Origin of the sequence: Pseudolabrys sp. FHR47 (genome assembly GCF_005153485.1) — a bacterium.
In the GTDB taxonomy this organism is placed as follows: domain Bacteria; phylum Pseudomonadota; class Alphaproteobacteria; order Rhizobiales; family Xanthobacteraceae; genus Pseudolabrys.
Genome location: NZ_CP039740.1, coordinates 366,731 through 391,244 on the forward strand (window position 1 = coordinate 366,731; position 24,514 = coordinate 391,244).

The following is a 24,514-nucleotide window of genomic DNA, read 5'->3' on the forward strand; positions in this document are numbered from 1 at the left end:
GGAGAGGGAATTGCTCACGCGAGCGACGCCGTGTGCCGCGCCAGCTCCGCGATACGCTGCGTCATCGCGCTGCCGGCGTCGGTGAGCGGATCGAGCACCGTGAAGTGATTGGCGCCGTCGATCGGCACATAGCGCGTCTGCGCGCCCCGCTTGCCCCATTGCTCGGCAATCGTCTTGCTCTGCCGCAGGAACTCGTTCGACTCGATGCCACCCACGGCCGCATCGAGAATCGCGCCTTGCGGCACGGTCCAGGTGAGCGGCGACATGCGGCGCGCCTCGCCATCGTCGAGTTGCAGGTCCTTGTTGAACGACACCTGCGTTAGCGGCACCAGATCGAACACGCCTGAGATCGCATAGCCAGCCGGCACCAGATTGGCGGGAGCCGATGCATCCAGGTTTTTCCAGTCGGTCGCGAGCATGCAGGCGGTCAGGTGCCCGCCGGCAGAATGTCCGTAGACGGTGATGCGTTTCCTGTGCGCGCGCCACAGCGTCAGGCACGCCGCGCGCATTTGCTCGGTGATGGTGGCGATCGACACCGCGGGGCACAGGTCGTAGCCGACCGCCGCGACGTCGATACCGTTGGCATTAAGCCCCTTCGCCATCTGGCTGAACGAGGCGGGCGACAGCGAGCGCCACCAGCCGCCATGGATGAACATGGCAAGCGGCGCGTCGGCGCCACCGGCCGGAAAAAAATCGATGGTCTGGCGCGCGGACGGGCCATATTTCGTGCCGATTTGCGCGCCCTTGCAGGCCTCGCGATAGGCCTTGGCCTCGGCCTCCCAGCGCGCGAAAATTTGCGGATGTTCGGGCACGCGCGCGCGGTTATCGTATTCCTTCTCGTAGTCGATGGCCATTTCGCTCTCTCCGGTTTCGCGCGGAGACTGGCGTATGGAACCGTGCGGAGCAAGGGACGTGCGGACATCGGCGCGATGCGCTAGAATTTGGTCATGTCCGCCCTCATCAAGCCTCTGGCCCTGCCGGTCGACGGCCGGCAGTCGGAAACCGCGCTCGCGGTGGCGCGCGGCACCGCCCGGTTGCTGCACGCCCATGGCTTCTGCGTCGTCAGCGAATTGCCGTTGCCGTCAGGCCGGAGAGCCGACCTCACCGCGCTCAATGCCAGCGGCGAAGTCTGGATCGTCGAGATCAAGTCGTCGGTTGCCGACTTCCGCGCCGACCAGAAGTGGCAGGACTACCGCGCCCATTGCGATCGGCTGTTCTTCGCCACCTCGCAGGACGTGCCGTGCGAAATCTTCCCGCCGGACACCGGCCTGATCGTGGCGGACGCCTTCGGCGCGGCGTTCTACTGCGAAGCGCCCGAGCACAAGCTCGCCGCCGCGACGCGCAAGTCGATGCTGCTATTGATCGCGCGCGCCGCCGCGCTGCGGCTGCAATCGCTCATCGATCCGAACGGCCCGTATGGGGAGTTTGTTTAGGCGCTTACGCTGTCATCGTCCGCGAAAGCGGACGATCCAGCCCTTGATATCTTCTTTTAGCGAGAAGGGCTGGATGCCCCGCCTTCGCGGGGCATGACGTCCGAGAAAATGCAGCCGCCGAATCAGCGCGGCGCCCTTTTCGCCAGAATGCGCTGCAAGGTACGGCGGTGCATATTGAGCCGGCGCGCGGTTTCCGAGACGTTGCGGCCGCACAGTTCGTAAATCCGCTGGATGTGCTCCCAGCGCACGCGGTCGGCCGACATCGGATTTTCCGGGGGCTCGATCTTCGGGCTCTCATGCGCGAGCAGCGCGGCGAGCACGTCGTCGGCATCGACCGGCTTGGCGAGATAATCGACCGCGCCGAGTTTCACCGCGGTGACCGCGGTGGCGATATTGCCGTAGCCGGTGAGGATGATGCCGCGCGCCTCGGGCCGCTGCTTCTTGAGCGCGGAGATGACGTCGAGGCCGTTGCCGTCGCCGAGGCGCATGTCGACCACGGCAAAGGCGGGCGCCAATCGTTCGACCTGCATCAGGCCGTCCGACACCGACTCGGCCGTCGTCACCTCGAAGCCGCGCTGTTCCAGCGCCTTGGCCAGGCGCTGCAGGAACGACTTGTCGTCTTCGACGATGAGAACCGAGCGGTCGGCAATGTTGTCGAGCGGCAGCGGTGCTTCAATCGTTTCGGTGGCGGCGACGTTCATGCGGTGCGATCCCTCCAGACGGCTATTCGTTTCCAGTAACAAATAGTGATTGTATGGCGAAATCAAGTCGCGGCGAGGCCCGCCGTACGCTCGAAATCAGCCCTGTTCCAGCGCAATTTGACGATGGCGCCGTGTTTTGGCGCCAGCTGATTGGCGAAGGTAATGGCGGCGCCGGAGCGTTCCAGCAGCGTCTTGGCGATGAAGAATCCGAGGCCCAATCCGACCGGCTGATCGTCCTTGCCGTCCGGCTTCCTGCGACGCGTGGTCACATAGGGTTCGCCGATGCGCGCCAGTACGTCGGGTGCGAAACCCGGCCCGTCGTCGGTGATGGTAATCTCGATCGTGGCGTCGTCCCACTCCGTCACCACATCGACGCGTTCGCGCGCGAAGTCGACGGCGTTCTCCAGGAGGTTGCCGAGGCCGTAAACGATCGCGGGATTGCGGGCGCCGGTCGGCTCGGATTCGCGTTCGGATGGCGCGCTGACCGCGATCTTGACGTCGAAATCGCGATGCGGAGCAACGACCTCTTCGATCAGCGAGGTCACCGGCATGCGGTCGAAGGGCGCGCCGGTCGACGACAATTCGGTGATCTTCGACAGGATCTCGCGGCAGCGCGTCGCCTGCGAACGCAGCAGCCGCACGTCGTCGCCATGCGGCGCGTCCGCCGGGATGGCGTTTTCCAGTTCCTTGGCGATGACCGAGATGGTGGAAAGCGGCGTGCCGAGTTCATGCGCCGCGGCGGCGGCCAGCCCGTCGAGCTGCGAGAGGTGCTGTTCGCGCTGCATCACCAGTTCGGTGGCGGATAGCGCGTCGGCGAGTTGACGCGATTCTTCGGTAAGCTGCCACGCATAGACACCGATGAAACCGATGGCGAGCAGGATCGAGAGCCAGACGCCGGCCATATAGATCGGCGGCAGCCGCAGCGGATCGGCGTCGTCCCACGGCAGCGGGTAGTGCACGAAGACCAGCAGCGTCGCGCAGGCGATGGCGAATATGCCGAGCAGCACGGTGAAGCGCGGCGGCAGCGCGGTCGCCGATAGCAGCACCGGCCCTAGGAACAGGAACGCGAACGGGTTCTGCAGGCCGCCGGTGAGATAGAGCAGCACGGCGAGTTCGGCGACGTCGAAAGCGAGCAGCCAGGCGGCGCGGTCCGGCTCGAGACGCTGCGTCAGGTGGAAGCGCAGGCGCAGCGCGATGTTGAGCCAGGCCGACAGCGCGATGGCGGCCAGGCATGTCCACAGCGGCAGCGGGAATTCCAGGCCGAAATAGACCACCAGCACGGCCGTGGTCTGGCCGATGACGGCGAGCCAGCGCAGCCGCACCAAGGTGTCGAGACGGACATTGCGGCGCGGGTGGTGCTGGGCGAGTTCGAGGGCGGGCGGCATGGCAGCGACTTTAGACCAAAACGGGACGAAAAGGCGGTGCGTCAATCCCCTTGCGCCCGGGGCGGCGGAAGGTCACATCTGACATGAACGGCCGGGACGTCTCATGGATGCCACCTCACCGGCGGCGATCGCCGTCGACAATCTGGTCAAGCGCTACAAGGCTGCGACGGCGGTGGACGGCATCACGTTCCACATTGCGCCCGGCTCGGTCACGGGCCTGCTCGGCGGCAACGGCGCCGGCAAGACCACGACCATCGCCACCATTATGGGGCTTGTCACACCCACTTCGGGCTCCGTCCGGGTGCTCGGCGCGGTCATGCCGGCGGAACGCTACCGCGTCCTGCATCGCATGAATTTCGAGAGCCCTTACGTCGACATGCCGATGCGGCTCACGGTGCGGCAGAACCTCACCGTGTTCGCACAGCTTTACGGCGTCACCGATTTGAAGGGGCGTATCGCTACCCTGGCCTCCGAACTCGACCTCACCGAATTCCTCGACCGGCCGACCGGCAAGCTGTCGGCGGGGCAGAAGACGCGCGTGTCGCTCGCCAAGTCGCTGCTGAACAAGCCCGATGTACTGCTGCTCGACGAGCCGACGGCCTCGCTCGATCCCGACACGGCGGACTGGGTGCGCGGCCATCTCGAGCGCTACCGCGCCGAGACCGGCGCCACCATCCTGCTCGCCTCGCACAACATGAACGAGGTGGAACGCCTGTGCGACCGCGTCATCATCATGAAGCGCGGCCGTATCGAGGACGACGACACGCCCGACCGGCTGCTGGCGCGCTACGGCCGCGAGAATCTCGAGGAAGTGTTCCTCGATGTCGCCCGCGGCCGCGGGGAGAAGAGGGAGGCGGCAGTGTGATGGTCATGAGCTGGCGCATGCGACCCACACCGTTCGTTCCCGCGGAAGCGGGAACCCAGTTCTTATTGCCAGTTTCGAATTCACCGCTCTGGGTCCCCGCTTTCGCGGGGACGAACGGAGATTGGAATTGCCGCTCGTATGAGAAACGAAGCGCTGCATCATGACGACCCACACCGCCACGGCTTCCTTCTCACTTCATCGCGTTGCCGCGATGGTGCGGCGCTATTGGTATCTGCTGATCTCGTCATGGCCGCGGCTGCTCGATCTGGTCTACTGGCCGGCGGTGCAGATGCTGATGTGGGGCTTCCTCCAGCTCTACGTATCCAAGAACGCCGGCTTCGCCGCCGGCGCGGCGGGCACCTTCATCGGCGCGGTGCTGTTGTGGGACATCTTGTTCCGCGGCCAACTCGGGTTTTCGATTTCGTTTCTCGAAGAGATGTGGGCGCGCAATCTCGGCAACCTGATGATGTCGCCGTTGCGCGCGACCGAGTTCGTCGCCGCGTTGATGATCATGAGCATCGTCCGCTTGATGATCGGCATGATCCCTGTGACGTTCATGGCGATGGCCTTTTTCGGCTTCAATCTCTGGGGCCTTGGGCTCGCGCTCGCCGCTTTCTTCGTCAATCTCATCCTGACGAGCTGGGCGATCGGCATTTTCGTTGCCGGTTTACTCCTGCGGAACGGCATGGGCGCGGAAGGCATGGCCTGGACCATCATGTTCCTGTTTCTGCCGCTTACCTGCGTCTATTACCCGGTGTCGGTGTTGCCTGCATGGCTGCAATACGTTGCCTGGGCCCTGCCGCCCACCTACGTGTTCGAAGGCATGAGGGCGTTGCTCATCGATCAGGTGTTTCGCGCCGATCTGATGGTCGAGGCCTTTGTGTTCAATGCGGCGTTGTTTGCCGCCGCCGCTTACGCCTTCGTCCGCCTGCTGGAGAGCGCGCGGGCCAATGGCTCGCTGATGCAGACCGGCGAGTAGCCTTAAATAACTGTAACTATTGGGCTATTTATGGCGTAAACCCGAATCTCATACTTGTGCGTTATATTGACGCGGTGCGTCAAAACCGACAGTGTGCCGCAGTGAAAGAAGAACTGGAAAACGAGCTGATGCCCATTGGTGAATTCGACGGAGCGGCGGCAATGCCGTCCACAAGCGGTGGCGTTCTCTCGGCGCCGCTCTACTGGCTCTATGAAATGGGCCATGCCGCGCTCGATCCGTCGCGCCGCCTCGCCGATGCGACCCGGCTGTTCTTCCGCAATCCCGGCAATCCGTTGGCGCACACGACATATGGCAAGTCGATGGCCGCGGCGGCCGAAGTGTTCGAACGCACGACGCGTATTTACGGCAAGCCGGAATGGGGCATCGACGACACGGTGGTCGGCGGTGAACGCGTACCGGTTCACATTCACGCGGTGTGGGAACGTCCGTTCTGCCGGCTTCTGCATTTCGAGCGCAACTTCGAGCGCGCTCCGCGCCGCCCGCAGCCGAAGGTGCTGATCGTTGCTCCGCTCTCCGGCCACTACGCGACGCTGCTGCGCGGCACGGTCGAAGCCTTCCTGCCCAATCACGAGGTCTACATCACCGAATGGCGTAATGCGCGCAATGTGCCGCTCGCCGAAGGCAAGTTCGATCTCGACGACTATATCGACTACGTCATCTCGATGCTGCACATGCTGCAAGGCGATTGCCATGTCGTCGCCGTCTGTCAGCCGGCGGTTCCGGTGCTCGCCGCGGTCTCGGTGATGGAAGGCAACGACGACCCCTACGTGCCGCACAGCATGACCCTGATGGGCGGGCCGATCGATACGCGCGTGAGGCCGACCGCCGTCAACAAGCTGGCGGAGGACAAGGACATCGACTGGTTCCGCCGCAACGTCATCACCAAGGTGCCGTTCCCGCATCCCGGCTTCATGCGCGACGTCTATCCGGGCTTTCTGCAGCTCACCGGCTTCATGAGCATGAACCTCGATCGCCATGTCGAAGCGCATCGCTCCCTGTTCACGCATCTCGTCAAGGGCGACGGCGACTCGGCGCAGAAGCATCGCGAATTCTATGACGAATATCTTGCCGTCATGGACCTGTCGGCGGAATTCTATCTGCAGACCGTCAATACCGTCTTCATCAGGCACGCGCTGCCGAAGGGCGAGATGACCCATCGCGGCCTGCCGGTCGACCCGGGCAAGATCCGCCGTGTCGCGCTGATGACCGTCGAAGGCGAGCACGACGACATTTCCGGTGTCGGCCAGACCGAAGCCACGCATGCGCTCTGTCCGAACATTCCGGCCGAGGACAAGGTGCACTATGTGCAGCCCGGCGTAGGCCACTACGGCGTCTTCAACGGCTCGCGTTTCCGCGCCGAGATTCAGCCCCGCATTGCCGACTTCATGCTGTCGCACAATGGCGGCATCGGCGGCGGCAAGAAGCGGAATGCCGAGGCTGCGGAGTAGCTCGCCGCCTACCGGTTGATGCTTCGGCTCGCGCCGTGCGTGACCGACGCGGTCGCTCTATGGCAAAGTAGAATAGATTCTGCCGTAGAGCCCATCATGTCGCTCCCCTTCCGCGCCCTGTTTTCGCGCCGCGCCAGCGAGCCGTCGGTCATCGCCATCTCGTTCGGCGAAGAGGTCTTCGAGATCGCGCTGCGCCGAAATGCGCAGGCGCGCCGCTACACCTTGCGAGTGCAGTCGGCGACGCGCGAGGTGGTGCTGACACTGCCGCCGCGCGGCAGCCTCAAGCAGGCGCGTGATTTTGCCGAGCGCAACGCCGCCTGGATCGCCACGCGGATGGCGCGATTGCCGCAACCGGTCCCCTTCGCCGACGGCGCGGTGCTGCCCTTGCGTGGCGTGCCGCACCGCATCGTTCACCGGCCGCAAGCGCGCGGCACGGTCTGGACCGAGACCGAGGGCGAGGCGGCGCTGCTCTGCGTGGCCGGCGATGCGCCGCATGTCGCCCGCCGGGTTCACGACTATCTCAAGAAGGAAGCCCGGCGCGATCTCGATATCGCCAGCCGGCGTGCGGCGGACGCGCTCGGCGTGACGCTCAGGCGCGTGTCGGTGCGCGACCAGTCGAGCCGCTGGGGTTCGTGTTCGACCACGGGGGTGCTGTCCTATTCATGGCGCCTCATCCTGACGCCGCCTTTCGTGCTTGAATACCTCGCCGCGCACGAGGCCGCGCACCTTGTCGAGATGAATCACAGCCGCGCCTTCTGGCGGCAGGTCGCGCGCATCTGCCCCGACTTCCGCCTGGCCAAATCCTGGCTCGATGCCAACGGTGCCGATTTGCATCGCTATGGTAATGGCGGCTAGTTTCCGCCGCGCCCACCTCAGGACATTTCGGTAAGCAAATGCTCGTTCCCGGCACTTTAGCGCTCACGCTGCTTTTGGCGGCGCTCGCCGCGTCGGGCCCGCTGTCGACCGATTTCTACCTGCCGTCGATGCCGCAGATTGCGGAGCAGCTGCACGCTTCGCCGTCCGAGGTGCAGTTCACGATTTCGCTGTTCCTGTTCGGCTTCGCCGTCGGTCAGATCGTCTACGGGCCGTTTTCGGATCGGCATGGCCGCAAGCCGGTGCTGCTGATGTCGATGGGCATTTTTTTGGCCGCAACCGTGCTGTGCGTGATGTCGACATCGATTGAGATGCTGATCGGCGCGCGTCTGCTGCAGGCCTTCGGCGGCGCGGGCGGCGTGGTGCTGTCGCGCGCGGTGGTGCGCGATCTTTATTCCGGCCGTCAGGCCGCGCGCGAGATGTCGTTCATCTCGTCGGTGATGGCGCTCGCGCCGGTGCTCGCGCCGATGTTTGGCGGCATAGTGCAGGCGGGGGTTGGGTGGCGCGGTGTGTTCGGTGTGCTCGGTGTGCTCGGTGCCATCGTCGCCGTCGCCACCTATTTCTGGCTGCCGGAAACGCTGAAGACGCGCGCCAGCGAACGGGTGTCCATCGGGTCGATCTGGCAGTCGTATCGCGTCATCTTTCGCAACGGCGCTTACTGCGCTTATCTGGCGATGGGCACCGCGACCTATTCCGGCCTGCTCGCCTGGCTCGCCGGCTCGGCATTCCTGTTGCAGAACGTTTACAGGCTGACGGCCTTCGAGTTCGGCTTTGTCTTCGCGATCGGATCTGCGGGCTATCTGATCGGCTCGAATATCGGAGCGCGTATCGTTATCCGTCTCGGTATCGACTTCGTGATCGGAATCGGTGCAGTGCTGGCGACGATCGGTGGCATCGTGTTCTTTGTCTCGCTCTATATCGGTTTTGCGTCGTCGCTCGCTGTCGTATTGCCGATGACGATTTATCTGACCGGCCTCGGCATGGTGTTGCCGCAGTCGGTCGCCGGCGCCATGACGCCGTTTCCCGAGCGTGCCGGCGCGGCGTCATCGCTGTTCGGCTTCATTCAGCAGACGGGTGCCGCGCTGTGCGGCTCGCTGGTGGGCTTGATGCTCAATCGCGGCGCGATGCCGCTCGCCGCCGCGGTGGCGATCATGGGGCTGACAACGCTCGTCATCTGGATGGCGACGCGCGGCATTCGCAAAAGCCACGCCGCCGCCCACGATATTTAATTTTAGCGCCGGCCGAACAGATTGTTGAGCAGCCAGCCGTCGAGGCTCGCGCCCGTTGTCTGGCGTTGCTCATTGCTCGCCATCGGCACGGAGGCGGGCGGCTGCAGCGGTTGTTGCACTGCCGGCTGGTTGCCGCCGAACAGGCTGTCGAAGAAGCCGCGTGACGGCACGCTCGGCAGGCCGGCGACCGGCACACCACGATGAACGTCGCGCATGTAGCGGCTCCAGATCTCGACCGGCAAGCCGCCGCCGGTGACCTTCTTCATCGGCGTATTGTCGTCGTTGCCGAGCCACACGCTGGTGACGAGGTGCGCGGTATAGCCGATGAACCAGGCGTCGCGGAAATCCTGGCTGGTGCCGGTTTTGCCGGCGGCCGGCCAGCCCGCAAGATCGGCCTTGTGCGCGGTGCCGATGGTCAGCGTTTCCTGCATCATCTGATTCATCATGCCGACGGTTCCGGCATCGACGATGCGGCCGAGCGGCTGCTGATTGCGGAAATAGAGCACCTTGCCTTCGACGGTGCTGATACGCTCGATGACATAGGGGGTTACGGCATTGCCGCCGTTGGCGAACACGGCATAGGCGCCGGTGAGTTCGAGCGGCGACACTTCCGACGTGCCGAGCGAGATCGAGGCGTTCGGCTCGAGCTTCGATGCGATGCCGAGCCGATGCGCGGTGCGGATCACCGCCATCGGCGTCACTTCCATGGTGAGGCGCACCGACACCGTGTTGAGCGACAGCGCCAGCGCGCGGGTTAGCGTCACCGGCCCGAAATATTCGTGACTGTAGTTCTCCGGCGCCCAGCCCTTGATCTTGATCGGGCCGTCGACGCGCACGGTGTCCGGCGTCAGCCCGCGCTCGAGCGCGGTGAGATAGACGAAAGGCTTGAACGCCGAGCCCGGCTGGCGCTTGGCGGCAACGGCGCGGTTGAACTGGCTTTCGGCGTAACTGCGTCCGCCGATCAGCGCTCGCACCGCGCCATTCGGTGTCATCGACACCAGGGCCGCCTGCGTTGCTCCGACCTTCGCCGCCTTGGCGAATTCTTCGGCCAGCGCCTTCTCGGCGCTTGCCTGCGCGCCTGAGTCGATCGTGGTCTGGACGACGATATCTTCCTCGATATGGCCGAGTGTGTCGTTGACCGCATCCATGATCCAGTCGGCGACGTAATTGCTCGACGCGCTGTTGACCTGCGCCACGATGCGGGGCGGTTTGGCGATGGCCAGCTTCTCGTTCGCCGGCGTGATGAAGCCGAGTTCGCTCATGGCGGCCAGCACGATACGGGCGCGGCGTTCGGCGGCGTTATAGTCACGCGTCGGGGCAAGCCGCGACGGCGATTTGACGAGGCCGGCGAGCAGGGCCGCCTCGCCGATGGTGAGCTGCCGCGCGGGTTTGCCGAAATAGCGCTGAGCGGCCTGCTCGATGCCGTAGGCGCCGGCACCGAAATAGACGCGGTTGAGGTATAGCTCGAGGATCTGGGCTTTGGAGAACTTGCGCTCCAGCCAGATCGCCAGCATTGCCTCCTGCAGCTTGCGGGTCAGCGTGCGTTCCTGCGTCAGGAACAGGTTCTTGGCGAGTTGCTGCGTCAGTGTCGAGCCGCCCTGGGCGACGCCGCGATGCATGATGTTGGCGTAAGCCGCGCGGGCGATGCCGTAAGGATCGATGCCATAGTGATCGTAGAAGCGCCGGTCCTCGATGGCGATGAAGGCCTTGGGCACGTGCGGCGGCATGTCCTTGAGCGCCAGCACCTCACCGGCCATGTCGCCGCGGCGAGCGAACTCGTTGCCGGCCGTGTCCAGCATACGGATGGTCGGCGGGCGTTTCGGAATCTCGAGTGACTGGATAGGCGGGAGGTGCGCGCCGACATAGCCGACAACGGCGGTCAGGCCGATGCAAACCCAGATGCAGGCGATCAGCGACCAGTAGGCGACGCGGCCGACGAGCGAGCGCTTGCGCCCGCGCGCTTTCGACCGGGCTTTCTTCTTTTTCGAAGAGGCTTTGCGCGGTCGCGAAGGGCCGCCGCCGTTGGCCGGCGTCACGCGCACTTCGGGCGCGTCATCGAACACCGGCTCCCGGCGGCCGCCTGATCGTCCCGGTCCCGACGCCATCTGCGCAACCCAAATTCGACAAAACGCCGGCGTCCCTCGAGGCGCCGATCCCCGGGCAAAGCGTATGCGGCGCGGTTTAAGGGGCCGTAAAGAAATAGCGCTTTTCGAGGCCGTTCGCGCCCGTAAGCTGGCGTTCAAACCGCGCAGCAACCTCTTGCAGTATCTTGTTTTTTTGTTCGGCGCGGCGCCGATTGGCCCACATAGGCCGGCGGGTCCGGTTTGCGCCACATCGTGTCCGGGCTTAATGGGTGAAGCGACGATGGACGGGGCCACCGTGAGAGGCCGGCAAGGAACGAAGCGGGCGTAAGGATGGCGAAGACACGGACCCAGATACGGGACTTCTCGCGGTCCTTGCCAATGTCGCTGCTCAGAGCGCGTGAGGCGGTGATGAGCCACTTCCGCCCCAGCCTCAATCATTTCGGCATCACAGAACAGCAATGGCGCGTGCTGCGCGCGCTGTCCGCGGTCGACACCATCGAGATCATGGCGCTGGCGGAACGGACCTTCCTGCTGCCGCCGTCGCTGTCACGCATTCTCCGCGACCTCGATGAGCGCGGCCTCATTTTGCGGCGTATCTCGGAGATCGATCTGCGCCGGGGTCTGGTGTCTATCAGCGCCCGCGGCCGCGATCTCATCGCCAAGGCCGGCGTGCATTCGGAGGCGATCTATTTGCAGATCGCCGAACGCTATGGCGCCGACCAACTGGCGCGCCTCCAGGATATGCTGCGCGATCTCGAGGCGGCGCTGGCGGCGCCGATCGAAACCGGCGTGTTCCAGGAGCACGGCGGCAAGAAAGGCGGCAAGAAAGGCGGCAAAGCCGTCAGCCGCCGCAGCGCAGTGAACGGAAGACGGGCGCCGTAAGCGCGAAAACCGGGCTCTCTGAAGAACTCAGCCAGGCGGGGCGCCGACCCCGTTGACTCGCGACCGCTTTCGATTAACTTAACATGTTAAGTAACAAAAAAGCCGGTCAGGAAACGTCATGCCGCATCTCTCGCTCGAGTATTCGGCCAATCTCGAGGGCAGGGCCGACATCGCGGGCCTGTGCCGCGAACTGCATGCCGCCGTGCTGGCGTCCGGTCTGTTCGAACTCGGCGCGGTGCGCGTGCGCGCCTTCGCAGCACAACATTTCGCCATTGCCGATCTCGATCCGCGCAATTCGTTCATCGACATGTCGTTTCGCCTCGGCGAGGGGCGCAGCGCCGAGGACAAGAAGGCGGCCGGCGACAAGATTTTCGCCGCTGCGACAGCGCATTGCGCCAAGCTGCTCGCCGAACCGCATTTCGCCCTGTCGCTTGAAATTCGCGAAATCGATTCGGCGCTGAGCTGGAAGAAGAATGCCATTCACCCGCGGCTGCGCGGCAAGTGACGAAGCCAAAGCGATCATGAGCAAGCTCGATACCAACCTCGCCAAAGCGAACGAATATCTCGCGCGGTTCCGTGCAGCTGGCGTGCTCAATCAGATCGCCGGCGAAGCCGTGCCGGCGGCCGATGGCGCGACTTTCGACACCATTTCGCCGATCGACCTGAAGCCGCTGGCCAAGGTCGCGCACGGTAAGGCCGCCGACATCGACCGAGCGGCGAAGGCGGCAAAGCAGGCTTTTCCCGGCTGGGCCGCGCTCAGCGGCGACAAACGCAAGGCACTGCTGCACAGGATCGCCGACGCAATTGTTGCGCGCGCGGAAGAGATCGCCTTCATCGAATGCATGGACACCGGCCAGGCGCTGAAGTTCATGGCCAAGGCGGCACTGCGCGGCGCCGAGAATTTTCGCTTCTACGCCGACCGCGCCCCGGAAGCGCGCGACGGCAAGGCGTTGCGCATGGACGGCCAGCTCAATGTGACGAGCCGCGCGCCGATCGGGCCGGTTGGCATAATTACGCCGTGGAACACGCCGTTCATGCTGTCGACGTGGAAGATCGCACCGGCTTTGGCAGCGGGCTGCACGGTGGTGCACAAGCCGGCCGAGCTGTCGCCGCTCACCGCACGGCTGCTGGTCGAGATCGCGGAAGAGGCCGGGTTGCCGAAAGGCGTATGGAACACCGTCAACGGCTTCGGCGAGGACGCCGGTAAGGCGCTGACCGAGCATCGCGACATCAAGGCCATTGGCTTCGTCGGCGAAAGCCGCACCGGGTCGGCGATCATGGCGCAAGGCGCCGCGACGTTGAAGCGCGTGCATTTCGAGCTCGGTGGCAAGAACCCGGTGATCGTGTTCGCCGACGCCGATATCGAGCGCGCGGCCGACGCCGCCGTGTTCATGATCTACTCGCTCAACGGCGAGCGCTGCACCTCTTCATCGCGGTTGCTGGTTGAGCAATCCATCTACGGCAAGTTCACCAGTCTGGTCGCCGAGAAGGCGAAGCGCATCAAGGTCGGCCATCCGCTCGACCCGGACACCGTGATCGGGCCGCTGATTCATCCGCAGCATGAACGCAAAGTGCTCGATTACCTCGACATCGGCCGCCGCGAAGGCGCGACCGTGGCGGCCGGCGGCGGCAAGGTCGAAGGGCCGGGCGGCGGCTGCTACGTGGCGCCGACCTTGTTCACCGAAGCCAACAACGGGATGCGAATCGCCCAGGAAGAAATCTTCGGCCCCGTTCTGACGGCGATACCGTTCAAGGACGAGACCGACGCGCTGGCGCTCGCCAACGACGTTTCTTACGGGCTCACCGCCTATCTCTGGACCTCCGACGTGACGCGCGCGCTGCGGTTCACCGACGCTCTCGAAGCAGGCATGATCTGGGTGAACTCGGAGAACGTCCGGCACCTGCCGACGCCGTTCGGCGGCGTGAAGAACTCCGGCATTGGCCGCGACGGCGGCGACTGGTCGTTCGACTTCTACATGGAAACCAAGAACGTCGCCTTCGCCACGACGAGCCACGCGATCGCGAAACTCGGCGGTTAACAGCCCACGGAATCGATCAAGGAGGGGAACCATGCCGCTGCCGAAACCGAACCTCTACCCGCCCTTCAATATCGTGCGCCTGTCGCATGTCGAATTCGTCGTCACCGACTTGGCGCTTTCACGCACCTTCTATGTCGATACGCTCGGCCTGCAGGTGACTTACGAGGACGGCGAGACCATCACGCTGCGCGGTCTCGAAGAGCGCGGCCACCATTGCGTCGTCCTGCGGCGTGGCGGAAAGCCGGTCGCCAACAGCCTGTCGTTCAAGGTCTACGACGAGGGCGATCTCGACAAGGCCCATGACTGGTTCAAGGCGCAGCGCCTGCCGGTGGAATGGGTCGAGCGGCCATGGCAGGGGCGTACTTTGCGCACGCGCGATCCGATCGGCATTCCGCTCGAATTCTATTGTCACATGGACCGGCTGCCGCCGATCCACCAGAAATACAAGCTGTACCGTGGCGTCAGCCCGCTGCGCATCGACCACTTCAATTGCTTCTCGACCAATGTCGATGACAGCGTCGCGTTCTACAATTCCATCGGCTTCCGCGTCACCGAGTACACCGACGATGCCGAATCCGGAAAGCTGTGGGCGGCGTGGATGCACCGCAAGGGCGGTGTGCATGACATGGCCTTCACCAACGGTCGCGGGCCGCGCCTGCACCACACCGCGTTTTGGGTGCCGTCGCCGCTCAATATCATTGAGCTGCTCGATCTGATGGCGACGACCGGCTACCTCGCCAATATCGAGCGCGGTCCCGGTCGCCACGGCATTTCCAATGCCTTCTTTCTCTATGTTCGCGATCCCGATGGCCACCGCATCGAGCTGTACTGCTCGGATTACCAGACGGTCGATCCCGAGCACGAGCCGATCCGCTGGGACCTGAAGGACCCGCAGCGCCAGACCTTGTGGGGCGCGCCGGCGCCGCGCTCCTGGTTCGAGGAAGGCACGTTCTTCGCCGGGGTCGATGTGCGCGATGCCGAATTGAAGGCGCAACCGATCGTGGCGCCGTGACGGTCCTTCTTGGGATGGAATGATGACGCGGATCGCAAGCTTCACGATCGATGGCAAGGCGGGCTACGGCGCGATCCGCGACGACGGCATCGTTCATCTGTCGGCGCGCCATGGCGCGCACTGGCCGAGCTTGCGCGAGGTCATCGAGGCCGGCGCGCTGGCGCGTCTCGCCGACGAGGGCGAGAAGCTTGCCGCCGATCTGCCGCTCGACGCCATCCGCTACGACATTCCGATTCCGGCACCGGAGAAAATCATCTGCGTCGGCGTCAACTTCCCCGACCGCAATGCCGAGTACAAGGACGGCCAGGCGGCGCAGAGCAATCCGTCGCTATTCGTGCGCTTCCCGCGCTCCTTCGTCGGTCACGACGCGCCGCTGATCCGGCCGCCCGAATCGCAACAGCTCGACTACGAGGGCGAGATCGCCATCGTTATCGGCAAGACCGGCCGCCGGATTGCCGAAGCGCAAGCGCTCAGCCACATCGCCGCGCTCACTTTGTGCAACGAAGGCACGATCCGCGACTGGGTGCGGCACGCCAAGTTCAATGTCACGCAGGGTAAGAACTTCGACCGCACCGGTTCCATCGGCCCCTGGCTCATTCCCTACACCGACGAAAGCCAGATCGCCGATGTTGCGCTGGAGACGCGGGTCAATGGCGAGGTGCGCCAGCACGACCGCACCAGCCGCATGATTTTTTCGTTTCGCAAGATCATCAGTTACGTCTCGACCTTCACCACCTTGGTGCCGGGTGACGTGCTCGTCACCGGCACGCCAACCGGCGCCGGCGCACGGTTCGATCCGCCGGTCTGGCTCAAGCCCGGCGATATCGTCGAGGTCGAGGCAGAAGGCATCGGCCTGTTGCGTAACGGCATCGCGGATGAGGGATAGGCCATGCTCGCGGCGGACAAGATCGAGGCGGCGGTAGAACGGTTGGACACGGCCGAGCGCACGCGCGTGCAGACCGGGCTGATTTCGCTCGCCTACCCCGAAGCGACCATCGAGGACGCCTACGCAATCCAGACCGCTTGGGTGAAGCGCAAGCTGGCGGCCGGCCGCCGCATCATCGGCTGGAAGATCGGCCTCACCTCGCGGGCGATGCAGTCCGCGCTCAACATCGATACGCCCGACTCCGGCGCGCTGTTCGACGACATGGCCTTCGACGACGGCGCTACGATTGCGCCGGATCGCTTCATTCAGCCGCGTATCGAAGCGGAGATCGCCTTCGTCATGAAGACGGCGTTGCGCGGTCCGGACGTGACGATCGCCGACGTGCTCAAGGCGACGGAATACGTCACGGCGGCGCTGGAAATTCTCGATACGCGCATCCATCGCGTCGACAAGGCCAGTGGCAAGGCCCGCACCATTGTCGATACAATTTCCGACAACGCCGCCAATGCCGGCATCGTCACCGGCGGCAGCACGCTACGGCCTGACGATGTCGATCTGCGCTGGATGGGCGCCATCGTATCGCGTAACGCCATTGTCGAGGAAACCGGGCTCGGCGCCGGCGTGCTCAATCATCCGGCACGCGGCATCGTCTGGCTGGTCAATCGCCTCGCCGTTTACGGCGGCGGCATCGAGGCCGGCCAGGTCGTGCTCGCCGGTTCCTTCATTCGGCCAATCGAAGCGCGGCACGGCGACACCATCGTCGCCGACTACGGACCTTATGGAACTGTCAGTTGTCATTTCGCGTAAATCGAATGTGCTTCCGGGATAAGGAGGGCTGACCATGCGAGCCGAAGACGTCCGCGCCGACAAAAAGAGGCCGTTCACCGGCGCCGAATATCTCGAATCGCTGCGCGACGGCCGCGAGGTCTACATCAATGGCGAGCGCATCAAGGATGTCACCACGCATCCCGCCATGCGCAATTCGGTGCGCTCGCTGGCGCGGCTCTACGATGCCTTGCACGACCCGAAGACCAAGGATCGCTTGACCTCACCCACAGATACCGGCTCAGGCGGCTACACGCACAAATATTTTCGGGTGGCCCGTTCATCGGCGGAGCTCGTCGCGCAGCAGGGCGCCATCGCCGACTGGGCGCGCATGAGCTATGGCTGGATGGGCCGCACCGCCGACTACAAGGCGGCGCTGATGAACACGCTCGGCGCCAATGCCGAGTGGTACGGGCCCTTCAAGGAAAACGCGCGAGCCTGGCACAAGCGCGCGCAGGAAGCCGTGCTGTTCATGAACCACGCGATCGTCAATCCGCCGATCGACCGCCACAAGCCGGCCGAGGCGGTGAAGGACGTGTTCGTGCACATCACCAAGGAAACCGACGCTGGCATCTACGTGTCGGGCGCCAAGGTGGTGGCGACGTCGTCGGCGCTGACGCATTACAATTTCCTGGCGCAGGGTTCGGCAGCCGTGACCGACGATCCTTCGATGTCGGTGATGTTCATCGTGCCGATGAACGCGCCGAACCTGAAAATGTTCTGCCGCGTGTCCTACGAGCAGATGGCCAACACCGTCGGCCTGCCGTTCGATTACCCGCTGTCGTCGCGCTTTGACGAGAATGACGCCATCCTGGTGCTCGACAATGTTTTCGTGCCTTGGGAGGATGTGCTGGTGCTGCGCGACGCGGGCAAGATCCTGTCGTTTCACCCGGCGTCGGGCTTCATGCACGGCTATTGCTTCCAGGGCTGCACGCGGCTGGGGGTGAAGCTGGATTTCATCACCGGCCTGCTGGCGAAAGCGCTGCGCGCTACCGGCGGCGATGCCTTCCGGGGCAATCAGGCGATGCTCGGCGAGGTGATCGCCATTCGCCACCAGTTCTGGGCCTTCTCCAACGCCATGGCCTACAATCCCGTGCCGTGGGCGAACGGCGCGGTGCTGCCCAATCTCGAAGCGGCGCTGTGCTACCGCACTTTCATGTCGGAGGCCTATCCCAAGGTCATCGACATCGTGCGCCGCGTCATCGCTTCGGGGCTCATCTATTTGCCGTCGTCGGCCAAGGATTTCGCCAATCCCGAGATCGACCGCTATCTGGCGCAATATGTGCGCGGCTCGAACGACATGGGCCATATCGAGCGCATCAAGATCATGAAGCTGTTGTGGGACGCCACCGGCACCGAATTTGCCGGGCGTCACGCGCTTTATGAACTCAATTATGCCGGCGCGCCGGAGGAAGTGCGCTTGCAGGTTCTCAAGGGCGCCGAGCGCGGCGGTCGGCTGAAGGAGATGGAGGCGCTGGTCGACCGCTGCATGGCCGATTACGACGAAAACGGCTGGACCGGCGACACCTGGCTGCCGCCGTTCAACAGCGCCAGTGCCATACCTAATTCCGCCGAATGAGCGAGGCTCTTGGGACGACGCCCATGACACAAAGCGTGACGAGGACGGAATTTCGCAATGCCATGGCGCGCGTCTGTGCGCCAGTCAACGTCGTCACGTCCAATGGACAGGCCGGGCGCGGCGGCTTCACGGCGACGGCGATGTGTGCCGTCACCGACGAGCCGCCGACTTTGCTGGTGTGCATGAACAGCCGCTCGAGCCAGACCGAGATGTTCCTCGCCAACAAGCGCTTTTGCGTCAATGTGCTTACCCAGGAGCATAAGGAGCTTGCCGCCACTTTTGCCGGCGGCCTGAGCGACATGGATGCGCGCTACGCTGCCGCGGCGTGGACCAGCCTGCCATCCGGCAACCAAGCTCTCGCCGATGCCATCGTGTCTTTCGATTGTCGGCTGGCCGACGTCCGGCCGGTGGGCACCCACAATATCTTCATCGGGGAAGTCATTGACGTGCGTAGCCGGAAGGATGGGCACGCGCTGTTGTACTTCGACCGCAACTACGTTCACGTCCCCGGCCAGGCCGGGAGTTTCGGCGGATGACAGCGATGGCGCGTTGGCATCGGCGGCTATTCGATTTTTGCCGCAATTCGCTTGAGGATATCGAGAAAACGCTTTTTGTCTCGCGTTCCAATGATGCTGTCGAGATTGCGCTCGTGCTTGCGCGCGGCGCGGGTCATCAAGGCCAAAGTCTTTCTGCCGGTCGCAGTCATATTGAGGCGATAGGCGCGCCGGTCGCTGGCGACGCGCTTGCGCTCGACCAGACCGCGCCGCACCAGATCCTCGACCACCGGAGTCAGGCTCGATTTGTCGCGGCCACTGGCCGCGCTCAATTCAGTCTGACTGATTCCGGGATTGCGCGCGATCAACGTCAGCGTCGCAAACCGGCCCGGGTTCTCGCCGATCGCAGCCGAGTGGTGGGAGAAAGCCTCAAACGACGCCTCCTGCGCCATGCGCAGGTTAAAGCCCACCCAGGTTGCCAGTGGGCCGAAATCGACCGGCTTGGCGGCGGCTTCGCCGTCGCGGCCGTTGCGCCCAACCTTTTTGCGATCGTCTTTCCGCACTGCACGCGTCTCCAGAACCGGCGGATTCTACAGTCGTCGTATATAGTTTGAGATCAAACCATCTCTTTACAACGGTTCCGACATTCGGTTCAATATCGGAAAAGTTGGCGCTACAACCAACCAAAACAGAGGGAGGAACTTATGAAAAAGCGCATCGCGAAATATGCCTACGTCGCTGCCCTGGCGGTACTCGTCGGCGGCGCATCCGCCGCATCGGCGCAAGACAAAACATTCGATCTGAAAATTTCGCACTGGGTGCCGCCGTCGCACCCGTTGCAGAAGGCGCTTGAGACCTGGGGCGCGTCGGTCGAGAAGGAGTCCGGCGGCACCATTCACTACAAGGTCTATCCGGCGCAGCAGCTCGGCAAGGCGTTCGATCATTACGACATGGCGCGCGATGGCATCGCCGACCTCACTTACATCAATCCCGGTTACCAGCCCGGCCGCTTCCCGATCATCGGTGCCGGCGAACTGCCGTTCCTGATCTCCAACGGCAAGGGCGGTTCGCAGGCGCTCGACGCCTGGTATCGCAAATACGCCGAGAAGGAGATGAAGGACGTCAAGTTCTGCCTCGCCTTTGTGCATGACCCGGGCACGTTCCATTCCAAGTCCAAGAAGATCATGGCGCCCGACGACATCAAGGGCATGAAGATCCGCCCGGCGCACGCCACCATGGCGACTTTCGTCACCCAGCTCGGTGGCACCAACGTGCAGTCGAGCGCGCCGGAAGTGCGTGACATCCTCGAAAAGGGCGTCGCCGACGCGGTGACCTTCCCCTGGGGTTCGATCCCGCTGTTCGGCATCGACAAGGTGACGAAGTATCACATGGAGGTACCGCTCTACGTGACCACCTTCGCGCTGGTCTTCAACAAGGACAAATACAATCAGATGTCCGCGAAGCAGAAGAAGGTGATCGACGACCACTGCACCAACGAATGGGCGCTGAAGGTCGCGGGCCCGTGGGCCGACTTCGAACATAGCGGCATCGCCAAGCTCAAGGCCGAAGGGCATGACGTCTACACCATCTCCGCGGACCAACTGGCCCAATGGAAGAAGGCATCCGAACCGCTGCAGAAGACCTGGGCGGATGGTGTCAAGAAAGCCGGCGGCAATCCCGACAGCATCATGAGTGAGCTCAAGGCCGAGCTTGCCAAGTTCAAGTCGGCCTACTGATGAACGGCGCGGTGGCCCGCGGTCCGGTTGACCGCTTCATCGATGCCATCGAGGTGGCGGCGGCGAGTTTTCTCGCCGTCGTTACCTTGCTGACATTCGTTTCTGTGCTGCTGCGCTACTTCTTTGCGTGGGCGATTCCCGATTCCTACGATTTTACGCGTCTGTTGCTCGGGATCCTGATTTTCTGGGGCATTGCCGTCGCCGGTTATCGCGGCGACCATATCTCGGTCGACCTTTTGTGGAGCGCGTCGCCGCCCTGGGCCAAGCGCGCCCTGGACGTGTTTGCCGCGCTTGTGACGCTGGTTGCGATGGTCGCGCTGACCTGGATGTTCGCGGTCAAGGTCGTGGGTACACGCGCCGACAATGTCGGGACTTTCGACCTGCGCCAGCCGGTCTGGGTCTATTATTTCATCGCGTGGATCGGCTTGGCGTCGTCCGTCGTTCTGCTCATTGCTCGCACCGTGCGGCTGGTGTTCTGGCCCGAAAAGCTCGCCCGACCGAGCGAAATCCATTCAGTCGAGTAACCGTTCATGAGCACCGACGCCGTCGCCGCCATCGGATTTATTGCGCTGTTCGCGCTCATGATGCTTCGCGTACCGGTCGGCATCGCCATGGGCACGGTCGGCGTGCTGGGCTTCGGCTACGTCATCGGTGATATTGGCCCGGCGCTGAAGATCCTGGCGCAGTCGCCGATCCGCACCGCGACCGACGCGGAATTCGCCGTCATTCCGCTGTTCCTGCTGATGGGTGCCTTCGCTTCGTCCTCGGGCATGAGCCGCGAACTGTTTCGCGCGTCGAACACCTTTCTCGGCCATTTCCGTGGCGGCCTCGGCATTGCCACCATCGCGGCTTGTGGCGGCTTTGCCGCGATCTGCGGCTCCTCGGTGGCGACGGCTGCAACGTTCTCCAAGGTCGCCTATCCGGAGATGCGGCAATACGGCTATCCGCAGAGCTTTGCCACCGGCGTGATCGCGGCCGGCGGCTCGCTCGGCATCATGATCCCGCCGTCGACGGTGTTCGCGGTCTACGGCCTGATCACCGAGCAGGATATCGGCAAACTGTTCATCGCCGGCGTGGTGCCGGGCATTCTCGCCATCGCCATGTACATCCTCACCATCAATGTTATCGCGCTCGCCCGGCCGGGCTATCTGCCCAAGACGCCGCGCCATAGCTGGGCCGAGCGCCGCGATGCGCTGCGCGACATCTGGGCGGTGGTGCTGCTGTTCTTCTTCATTATCGGCGGTCTGTATGCCGGCATATTCACCGCCACCGAAGCGGCCGGCATGGGCGCGGCCGGCGCTTTCATCATCGCGGTCCTGCGCCGCAAGTTGTCGCGTGAGGAGTTCATGCGCAGCCTCATCGAATCGCTGCGTACCAGTGCCTCGGTATTCACGATCCTGATCGGCGCACTGATTTTCGGCTACTTCCTGACCGTCACGCAGGTGCCGCAGCGGCTCACCGAGTTCCTCACCGGCCTCGGTCTCGGGCCCTATGGGGTGCTGGTCCTGATCCTGCTGATGTACCTGGTGCTCGGCTGTATCATGGATGCGATGGCCATGATCATCCTCACGATTCCGATCGTGTTTCCGGTCATCAAGGCGCTCGGCTTCGACCCGATCTGGTTCGGCGTCATCATCGTGATGACGGTGGAGCTCGGGCTCATCCACCCGCCGGTCGGCATGAACGTCTTTGTTATCAAGAGCGTGATCAAGGACGTCAAACTATCGACCGTATTCAAAGGCGTTCTGCCCTTCGTGCTGACGGACATCGTCCGCCTCGCGATTCTAATTTTGTTTCCGATACTGGCGACCTGGCTGCCCTCGCACATGTAAGGCCGGGGCATCGCGACAATCGGTGCTGTGACTGCGGCCGGGAGGCCACGACATGGAACGTTCGTTTAAGAAAGAAGTCGAAGCGCTCAAGCTTGGCGACGGCGACACCTTCCACGGCGAGGGCATTCTCGCCGTCACCAAGGCGCTGCTGCAATCCGGCGTATCCTATGTCGGCGGCTACCAGGGTGCGCCGGTGTCGCATCTGCTCGATGTGCTGGTCGACGCCGAGGGCATTATGGCCGATCTCGGCGTGCATCTTGAAACCTGCTCGAACGAAGCCAGCGCCGCCGCCATGCTGGGAGCGTCGATCAACTACCCGCTGCGCGGCGCGGTGACCTGGAAGTCGATCGTCGGCACCAATGTCGCCGCGGACGCTTTGTCAAATCTGTCGTCGCCGGGCGTCATCGGCGGCGCCATGATCATCCTCGGTGAGGACTATGGCGAGGGCGCCAGCGTCATCCAGGAACGCTCTTACGCTTACGCATTGAAGTCGTCGATGTGGCTGCTTGACCCGCGGCCCGATCTGCCGACCATCGTGCGCATGGTGGAGAAGGGCTTCGAGCTGTCGGAAGCGAGCCACGCGCCGGTGATGCTTGATCTGCGCATCCGCGCCTGCCACGTCACCGGGCAATTCGACGCCAAGGACAATCGCAAGGGTGAGGTGTCAGGCCTCAACCGCCTGCACGGTCCACCGCGCTTCAACTATGCGCGGCTGGCGCATCCGCCGGTGATCTACGCCCAGGAGAAACTGAAGGTCGAGCAGCGGCTGCCGGCGGCACGCGCCTTCATCCGCGAGCACAAGCTCAACCAAACGATCGATGGCGACCTGGCCGATATCGGCATCATCGCCATGGGCGGGCTGACCAACAGCGTGCTGCGCGGGTTGGAGCGGCTCGGTCTCGCCGATGTGTTCGGCGCCTCACGCGTGCCGCTTCAGGTGCTCAATGTCGCCTATCCGCTTGTGCCGGAGGAAATCCGCGAATTCTGCGTCAGCAAGCGTGCCGTCCTGGTGGTCGAGGAAGGGCATCCCGATTACATCGAGCAGGCGGTCAATGTCGAATTACGCCGCGCCGACATACAGACCAAGGTCTACGGCAAGGGGCTGTTGCCGCAAGGCGGAGAGTACACGTCCGAAGTGCTGCTCGGCGGGCTGGCCGGCTTCCTGCAAGCGACGCGACCGAACGGTGTCGACGCCGATGCGCTGGCAGAGAAGGGCCGCGGTATCGTTGCGCGCAAAGCAGCGACCGCGCAGGCGATCGGCACTGCGTTGCCAGTGCGGCCGCCGACCTTCTGCACCGGCTGTCCGGAACGCCCAGTGTTCTCAGCGATCAAGCTGATGCAGCGCGAGATCGGGCCGACCCATATTTCGGCGGACATCGGCTGCCATGCCTTCGCGACCTTCCAGCCATTCTCGTTTGGCAATTCGATCCTCGGCTATGGCATGTCGCTCGCCAGTGCCGCCGCGGTCGGTCCTAATATGGATCGCCGGCCGATCGCCATCATGGGTGACGGCGGCTTCTGGCATAACGGACTGATCACTGGCGTCGCCTCGAACCTGTTCAATAAGGGCGATGGCGTGCTGGTCGTCATGCAAAACGGCTACACCTCGGCGACCGGCCTGCAATACATGCCGTCGAGCAAATCGAGCCGCTCCGGCACGCCGCCCGGCATGGATATCGAGCGGACCTTGCGCTCAATGGGCGTGACATGGATGCGCAAAGTGCGCACCTACAGCGTGGCCAAGATGGCGGCGACGCTGAAGGACGCGATGAAGAGCGCCGAGCACGGGCTGAAGGTCATCATTGCCGACGGCGAATGCCAGCTGGCGCGGCAGCGTCGCGTCCGCGCCGAGGACGCCGTGAAGCTCGAGCGCGGCGAGCGCGTCACCCGCACGCGCTACGGCGTCGATGACGCCATCTGCACCGGCGACCATTCCTGCATTCGTCTGTCCGGTTGTCCGTCGCTGACGGTGAAGCCATCGCCCGATCCGCTGCGCACCGATCCGGTGGCGAGCGTCATCGACAGTTGCGTTGGCTGCGGCCTGTGCGGCGAGGTCGCGCACGCCGCGGTGCTGTGCCCGTCGTTCTATCGCGCCGAGATCGTGCGCAACGCTACCTGGTGGGATCGAACTCTGTTCAAGATCCGGCAGACGGTCATCGGCTGGCTCGGCGGCTATAACGGTGCTGTCGCAACATGAGTGCAACGCGTCCC

The 24,514-nt window shown here is 63.9% G+C and carries 23 protein-coding genes; 18 read left to right on the top strand and 5 right to left on the bottom strand.

Annotation, left to right across the window (positions count from 1 at the left end; translation table 11 throughout):
• Positions 1-14 precede the first annotated feature (14 nt).
• On the bottom strand, positions 15-854 hold the full coding sequence (locus E8Q40_RS01790; RefSeq protein ID WP_137042777.1) for an alpha/beta hydrolase: 840 nt from the start codon (positions 852-854) through the stop codon (positions 15-17).
• Positions 855-947: 93 nt separating this feature from the next.
• On the opposite strand from E8Q40_RS01790, the gene E8Q40_RS01795 reads away from it, so the two are divergent.
• The gene (locus E8Q40_RS01795; protein WP_137042778.1) at positions 948-1,433 is read left to right on the top strand and encodes an MmcB family DNA repair protein; all 486 of its coding nucleotides are present in this window, start codon (positions 948-950) and stop codon (positions 1,431-1,433) included.
• A gap of 122 nt (positions 1,434-1,555) precedes the next feature.
• On the opposite strand, the gene E8Q40_RS01800 is transcribed toward E8Q40_RS01795, so the two are convergent.
• A complete protein-coding gene (locus E8Q40_RS01800; protein ID WP_137042779.1) occupies positions 1,556-2,134 on the bottom strand; it encodes an ActR/PrrA/RegA family redox response regulator transcription factor in 579 nt (192 codons plus the stop codon).
• Between the two features lie 62 nt (positions 2,135-2,196).
• The gene (locus tag E8Q40_RS01805) at positions 2,197-3,519 is read right to left on the bottom strand and encodes an ActS/PrrB/RegB family redox-sensitive histidine kinase (RefSeq protein ID WP_137042780.1); all 1,323 of its coding nucleotides are present in this window, start codon (positions 3,517-3,519) and stop codon (positions 2,197-2,199) included.
• Positions 3,520-3,622: 103 nt separating this feature from the next.
• On the opposite strand from E8Q40_RS01805, the gene E8Q40_RS01810 reads away from it, so the two are divergent.
• The 5 genes from E8Q40_RS01810 to E8Q40_RS01830 all read left to right on the top strand — a co-directional run bounded on the left by E8Q40_RS01810 (position 3,623) and on the right by E8Q40_RS01830 (position 8,934).
• On the top strand, positions 3,623-4,384 hold the full coding sequence (locus E8Q40_RS01810) for an ABC transporter ATP-binding protein (protein WP_137042781.1): 762 nt from the start codon (positions 3,623-3,625) through the stop codon (positions 4,382-4,384).
• 160 nt (positions 4,385-4,544) lie between these two features.
• The gene (locus tag E8Q40_RS01815; protein ID WP_137042782.1) at positions 4,545-5,363 is read left to right on the top strand and encodes an ABC transporter permease; all 819 of its coding nucleotides are present in this window, start codon (positions 4,545-4,547) and stop codon (positions 5,361-5,363) included.
• A 128-nt stretch (positions 5,364-5,491) separates the two neighbouring features.
• The gene (locus tag E8Q40_RS01820) at positions 5,492-6,832 is read left to right on the top strand and encodes a polyhydroxyalkanoate depolymerase (RefSeq protein ID WP_137042783.1); all 1,341 of its coding nucleotides are present in this window, start codon (positions 5,492-5,494) and stop codon (positions 6,830-6,832) included.
• 96 nt (positions 6,833-6,928) lie between these two features.
• Entirely contained in the window at positions 6,929-7,687 is a 759-nt protein-coding gene (locus tag E8Q40_RS01825; RefSeq protein WP_137042784.1) for a M48 family metallopeptidase, read from the top strand.
• 38 nt (positions 7,688-7,725) lie between these two features.
• Positions 7,726-8,934 (top strand): multidrug effflux MFS transporter, encoded by a 1,209-nt coding sequence (locus E8Q40_RS01830; protein ID WP_137042785.1) that lies wholly within the window; start codon positions 7,726-7,728, stop codon positions 8,932-8,934.
• Positions 8,935-8,936: 2 nt separating this feature from the next.
• Here the strand turns inward: E8Q40_RS01830 and E8Q40_RS01835 are convergent, their stop codons facing one another.
• The gene (locus tag E8Q40_RS01835) at positions 8,937-11,039 is read right to left on the bottom strand and encodes a transglycosylase domain-containing protein (protein ID WP_137042786.1); all 2,103 of its coding nucleotides are present in this window, start codon (positions 11,037-11,039) and stop codon (positions 8,937-8,939) included.
• A gap of 309 nt (positions 11,040-11,348) precedes the next feature.
• Here E8Q40_RS01835 and hpaR point away from each other — a divergent pair, with 309 nt between their 5' ends.
• The 8 genes from hpaR (at position 11,349) to E8Q40_RS01875 (ending at position 18,777) form a co-directional block, all read left to right on the top strand.
• Positions 11,349-11,900, top strand: a complete 552-nt coding sequence (hpaR, locus tag E8Q40_RS01840; RefSeq protein ID WP_137042787.1) for a homoprotocatechuate degradation operon regulator HpaR — start codon at positions 11,349-11,351, stop codon at positions 11,898-11,900.
• 118 nt (positions 11,901-12,018) lie between these two features.
• A complete protein-coding gene (locus E8Q40_RS01845) occupies positions 12,019-12,405 on the top strand; it encodes a 5-carboxymethyl-2-hydroxymuconate Delta-isomerase (protein ID WP_137042788.1) in 387 nt (128 codons plus the stop codon).
• A 16-nt stretch (positions 12,406-12,421) separates the two neighbouring features.
• Positions 12,422-13,939, top strand: a complete 1,518-nt coding sequence (gene hpaE / locus E8Q40_RS01850; RefSeq protein ID WP_137046537.1) for a 5-carboxymethyl-2-hydroxymuconate semialdehyde dehydrogenase — start codon at positions 12,422-12,424, stop codon at positions 13,937-13,939.
• A 31-nt stretch (positions 13,940-13,970) separates the two neighbouring features.
• On the top strand, positions 13,971-14,951 hold the full coding sequence (hpaD, locus tag E8Q40_RS01855; protein WP_137042789.1) for a 3,4-dihydroxyphenylacetate 2,3-dioxygenase: 981 nt from the start codon (positions 13,971-13,973) through the stop codon (positions 14,949-14,951).
• A 22-nt stretch (positions 14,952-14,973) separates the two neighbouring features.
• Complete coding sequence (locus E8Q40_RS01860) at positions 14,974-15,837, top strand: fumarylacetoacetate hydrolase family protein (protein ID WP_137042790.1); 864 nt, start codon at positions 14,974-14,976, stop codon at positions 15,835-15,837.
• Positions 15,838-15,840: 3 nt separating this feature from the next.
• Entirely contained in the window at positions 15,841-16,644 is an 804-nt protein-coding gene (gene hpaH, locus E8Q40_RS01865; protein WP_137042791.1) for a 2-oxo-hept-4-ene-1,7-dioate hydratase, read from the top strand.
• Between the two features lie 34 nt (positions 16,645-16,678).
• Complete coding sequence (locus tag E8Q40_RS01870) at positions 16,679-18,241, top strand: 4-hydroxyphenylacetate 3-hydroxylase N-terminal domain-containing protein (RefSeq protein WP_137042792.1); 1,563 nt, start codon at positions 16,679-16,681, stop codon at positions 18,239-18,241.
• A 23-nt stretch (positions 18,242-18,264) separates the two neighbouring features.
• Entirely contained in the window at positions 18,265-18,777 is a 513-nt protein-coding gene (locus E8Q40_RS01875; protein ID WP_137042793.1) for a flavin reductase, read from the top strand.
• Between the two features lie 26 nt (positions 18,778-18,803).
• On the opposite strand, the gene E8Q40_RS01880 is transcribed toward E8Q40_RS01875, so the two are convergent.
• Positions 18,804-19,298, bottom strand: coding sequence for a MarR family winged helix-turn-helix transcriptional regulator (locus tag E8Q40_RS01880; protein WP_205995643.1), 495 nt, complete (start codon positions 19,296-19,298; stop codon positions 18,804-18,806).
• Between the two features lie 141 nt (positions 19,299-19,439).
• On the opposite strand from E8Q40_RS01880, the gene E8Q40_RS01885 reads away from it, so the two are divergent.
• Genes E8Q40_RS01885 through E8Q40_RS01900 form a run of 4 tightly spaced genes read left to right on the top strand, consistent with a single transcriptional unit; the run spans position 19,440 to position 24,500 of the window.
• Positions 19,440-20,471 (top strand): TRAP transporter substrate-binding protein, encoded by a 1,032-nt coding sequence (locus E8Q40_RS01885; RefSeq protein ID WP_137042794.1) that lies wholly within the window; start codon positions 19,440-19,442, stop codon positions 20,469-20,471.
• Positions 20,471-20,995, top strand: a complete 525-nt coding sequence (locus E8Q40_RS01890; protein WP_370455223.1) for a TRAP transporter small permease — start codon at positions 20,471-20,473, stop codon at positions 20,993-20,995. Before E8Q40_RS01885 ends, E8Q40_RS01890 begins: the two co-directional genes overlap by 1 nt.
• A gap of 6 nt (positions 20,996-21,001) precedes the next feature.
• Positions 21,002-22,303, top strand: a complete 1,302-nt coding sequence (locus E8Q40_RS01895; RefSeq protein WP_137042795.1) for a TRAP transporter large permease — start codon at positions 21,002-21,004, stop codon at positions 22,301-22,303.
• Positions 22,304-22,355: 52 nt separating this feature from the next.
• Entirely contained in the window at positions 22,356-24,500 is a 2,145-nt protein-coding gene (locus E8Q40_RS01900) for an indolepyruvate ferredoxin oxidoreductase subunit alpha (RefSeq protein ID WP_137042796.1), read from the top strand.
• Positions 24,501-24,514: the final 14 nt, after the last annotated feature.

What these genes read in the sequence shown, in the direction of transcription:
- E8Q40_RS01790 (WP_137042777.1), bottom strand. Translation starts at nt 854, where the DNA reads ATGGCCATCGACTACGAGAAGGAATACGATAACCGCGCGCGCGTGCCC.
- E8Q40_RS01795 (WP_137042778.1), top strand. Translation starts at nt 948, where the DNA reads ATGTCCGCCCTCATCAAGCCTCTGGCCCTGCCGGTCGACGGCCGGCAG.
- E8Q40_RS01800 (WP_137042779.1), bottom strand. Translation starts at nt 2,134, where the DNA reads ATGAACGTCGCCGCCACCGAAACGATTGAAGCACCGCTGCCGCTCGAC.
- E8Q40_RS01805 (WP_137042780.1), bottom strand. Translation starts at nt 3,519, where the DNA reads ATGCCGCCCGCCCTCGAACTCGCCCAGCACCACCCGCGCCGCAATGTC.
- E8Q40_RS01810 (WP_137042781.1), top strand. Translation starts at nt 3,623, where the DNA reads ATGGATGCCACCTCACCGGCGGCGATCGCCGTCGACAATCTGGTCAAG.
- E8Q40_RS01815 (WP_137042782.1), top strand. Translation starts at nt 4,545, where the DNA reads ATGACGACCCACACCGCCACGGCTTCCTTCTCACTTCATCGCGTTGCC.
- E8Q40_RS01820 (WP_137042783.1), top strand. Translation starts at nt 5,492, where the DNA reads ATGCCCATTGGTGAATTCGACGGAGCGGCGGCAATGCCGTCCACAAGC.
- E8Q40_RS01825 (WP_137042784.1), top strand. Translation starts at nt 6,929, where the DNA reads ATGTCGCTCCCCTTCCGCGCCCTGTTTTCGCGCCGCGCCAGCGAGCCG.
- E8Q40_RS01830 (WP_137042785.1), top strand. Translation starts at nt 7,726, where the DNA reads ATGCTCGTTCCCGGCACTTTAGCGCTCACGCTGCTTTTGGCGGCGCTC.
- E8Q40_RS01835 (WP_137042786.1), bottom strand. Translation starts at nt 11,039, where the DNA reads ATGGCGTCGGGACCGGGACGATCAGGCGGCCGCCGGGAGCCGGTGTTC.
- hpaR (WP_137042787.1), top strand. Translation starts at nt 11,349, where the DNA reads ATGGCGAAGACACGGACCCAGATACGGGACTTCTCGCGGTCCTTGCCA.
- E8Q40_RS01845 (WP_137042788.1), top strand. Translation starts at nt 12,019, where the DNA reads ATGCCGCATCTCTCGCTCGAGTATTCGGCCAATCTCGAGGGCAGGGCC.
- hpaE (WP_137046537.1), top strand. Translation starts at nt 12,422, where the DNA reads ATGAGCAAGCTCGATACCAACCTCGCCAAAGCGAACGAATATCTCGCG.
- hpaD (WP_137042789.1), top strand. Translation starts at nt 13,971, where the DNA reads ATGCCGCTGCCGAAACCGAACCTCTACCCGCCCTTCAATATCGTGCGC.
- E8Q40_RS01860 (WP_137042790.1), top strand. Translation starts at nt 14,974, where the DNA reads ATGACGCGGATCGCAAGCTTCACGATCGATGGCAAGGCGGGCTACGGC.
- hpaH (WP_137042791.1), top strand. Translation starts at nt 15,841, where the DNA reads ATGCTCGCGGCGGACAAGATCGAGGCGGCGGTAGAACGGTTGGACACG.
- E8Q40_RS01870 (WP_137042792.1), top strand. Translation starts at nt 16,679, where the DNA reads ATGCGAGCCGAAGACGTCCGCGCCGACAAAAAGAGGCCGTTCACCGGC.
- E8Q40_RS01875 (WP_137042793.1), top strand. Translation starts at nt 18,265, where the DNA reads ATGACACAAAGCGTGACGAGGACGGAATTTCGCAATGCCATGGCGCGC.
- E8Q40_RS01885 (WP_137042794.1), top strand. Translation starts at nt 19,440, where the DNA reads ATGAAAAAGCGCATCGCGAAATATGCCTACGTCGCTGCCCTGGCGGTA.
- E8Q40_RS01890 (WP_370455223.1), top strand. Translation starts at nt 20,471, where the DNA reads ATGAACGGCGCGGTGGCCCGCGGTCCGGTTGACCGCTTCATCGATGCC.
- E8Q40_RS01895 (WP_137042795.1), top strand. Translation starts at nt 21,002, where the DNA reads ATGAGCACCGACGCCGTCGCCGCCATCGGATTTATTGCGCTGTTCGCG.
- E8Q40_RS01900 (WP_137042796.1), top strand. Translation starts at nt 22,356, where the DNA reads ATGGAACGTTCGTTTAAGAAAGAAGTCGAAGCGCTCAAGCTTGGCGAC.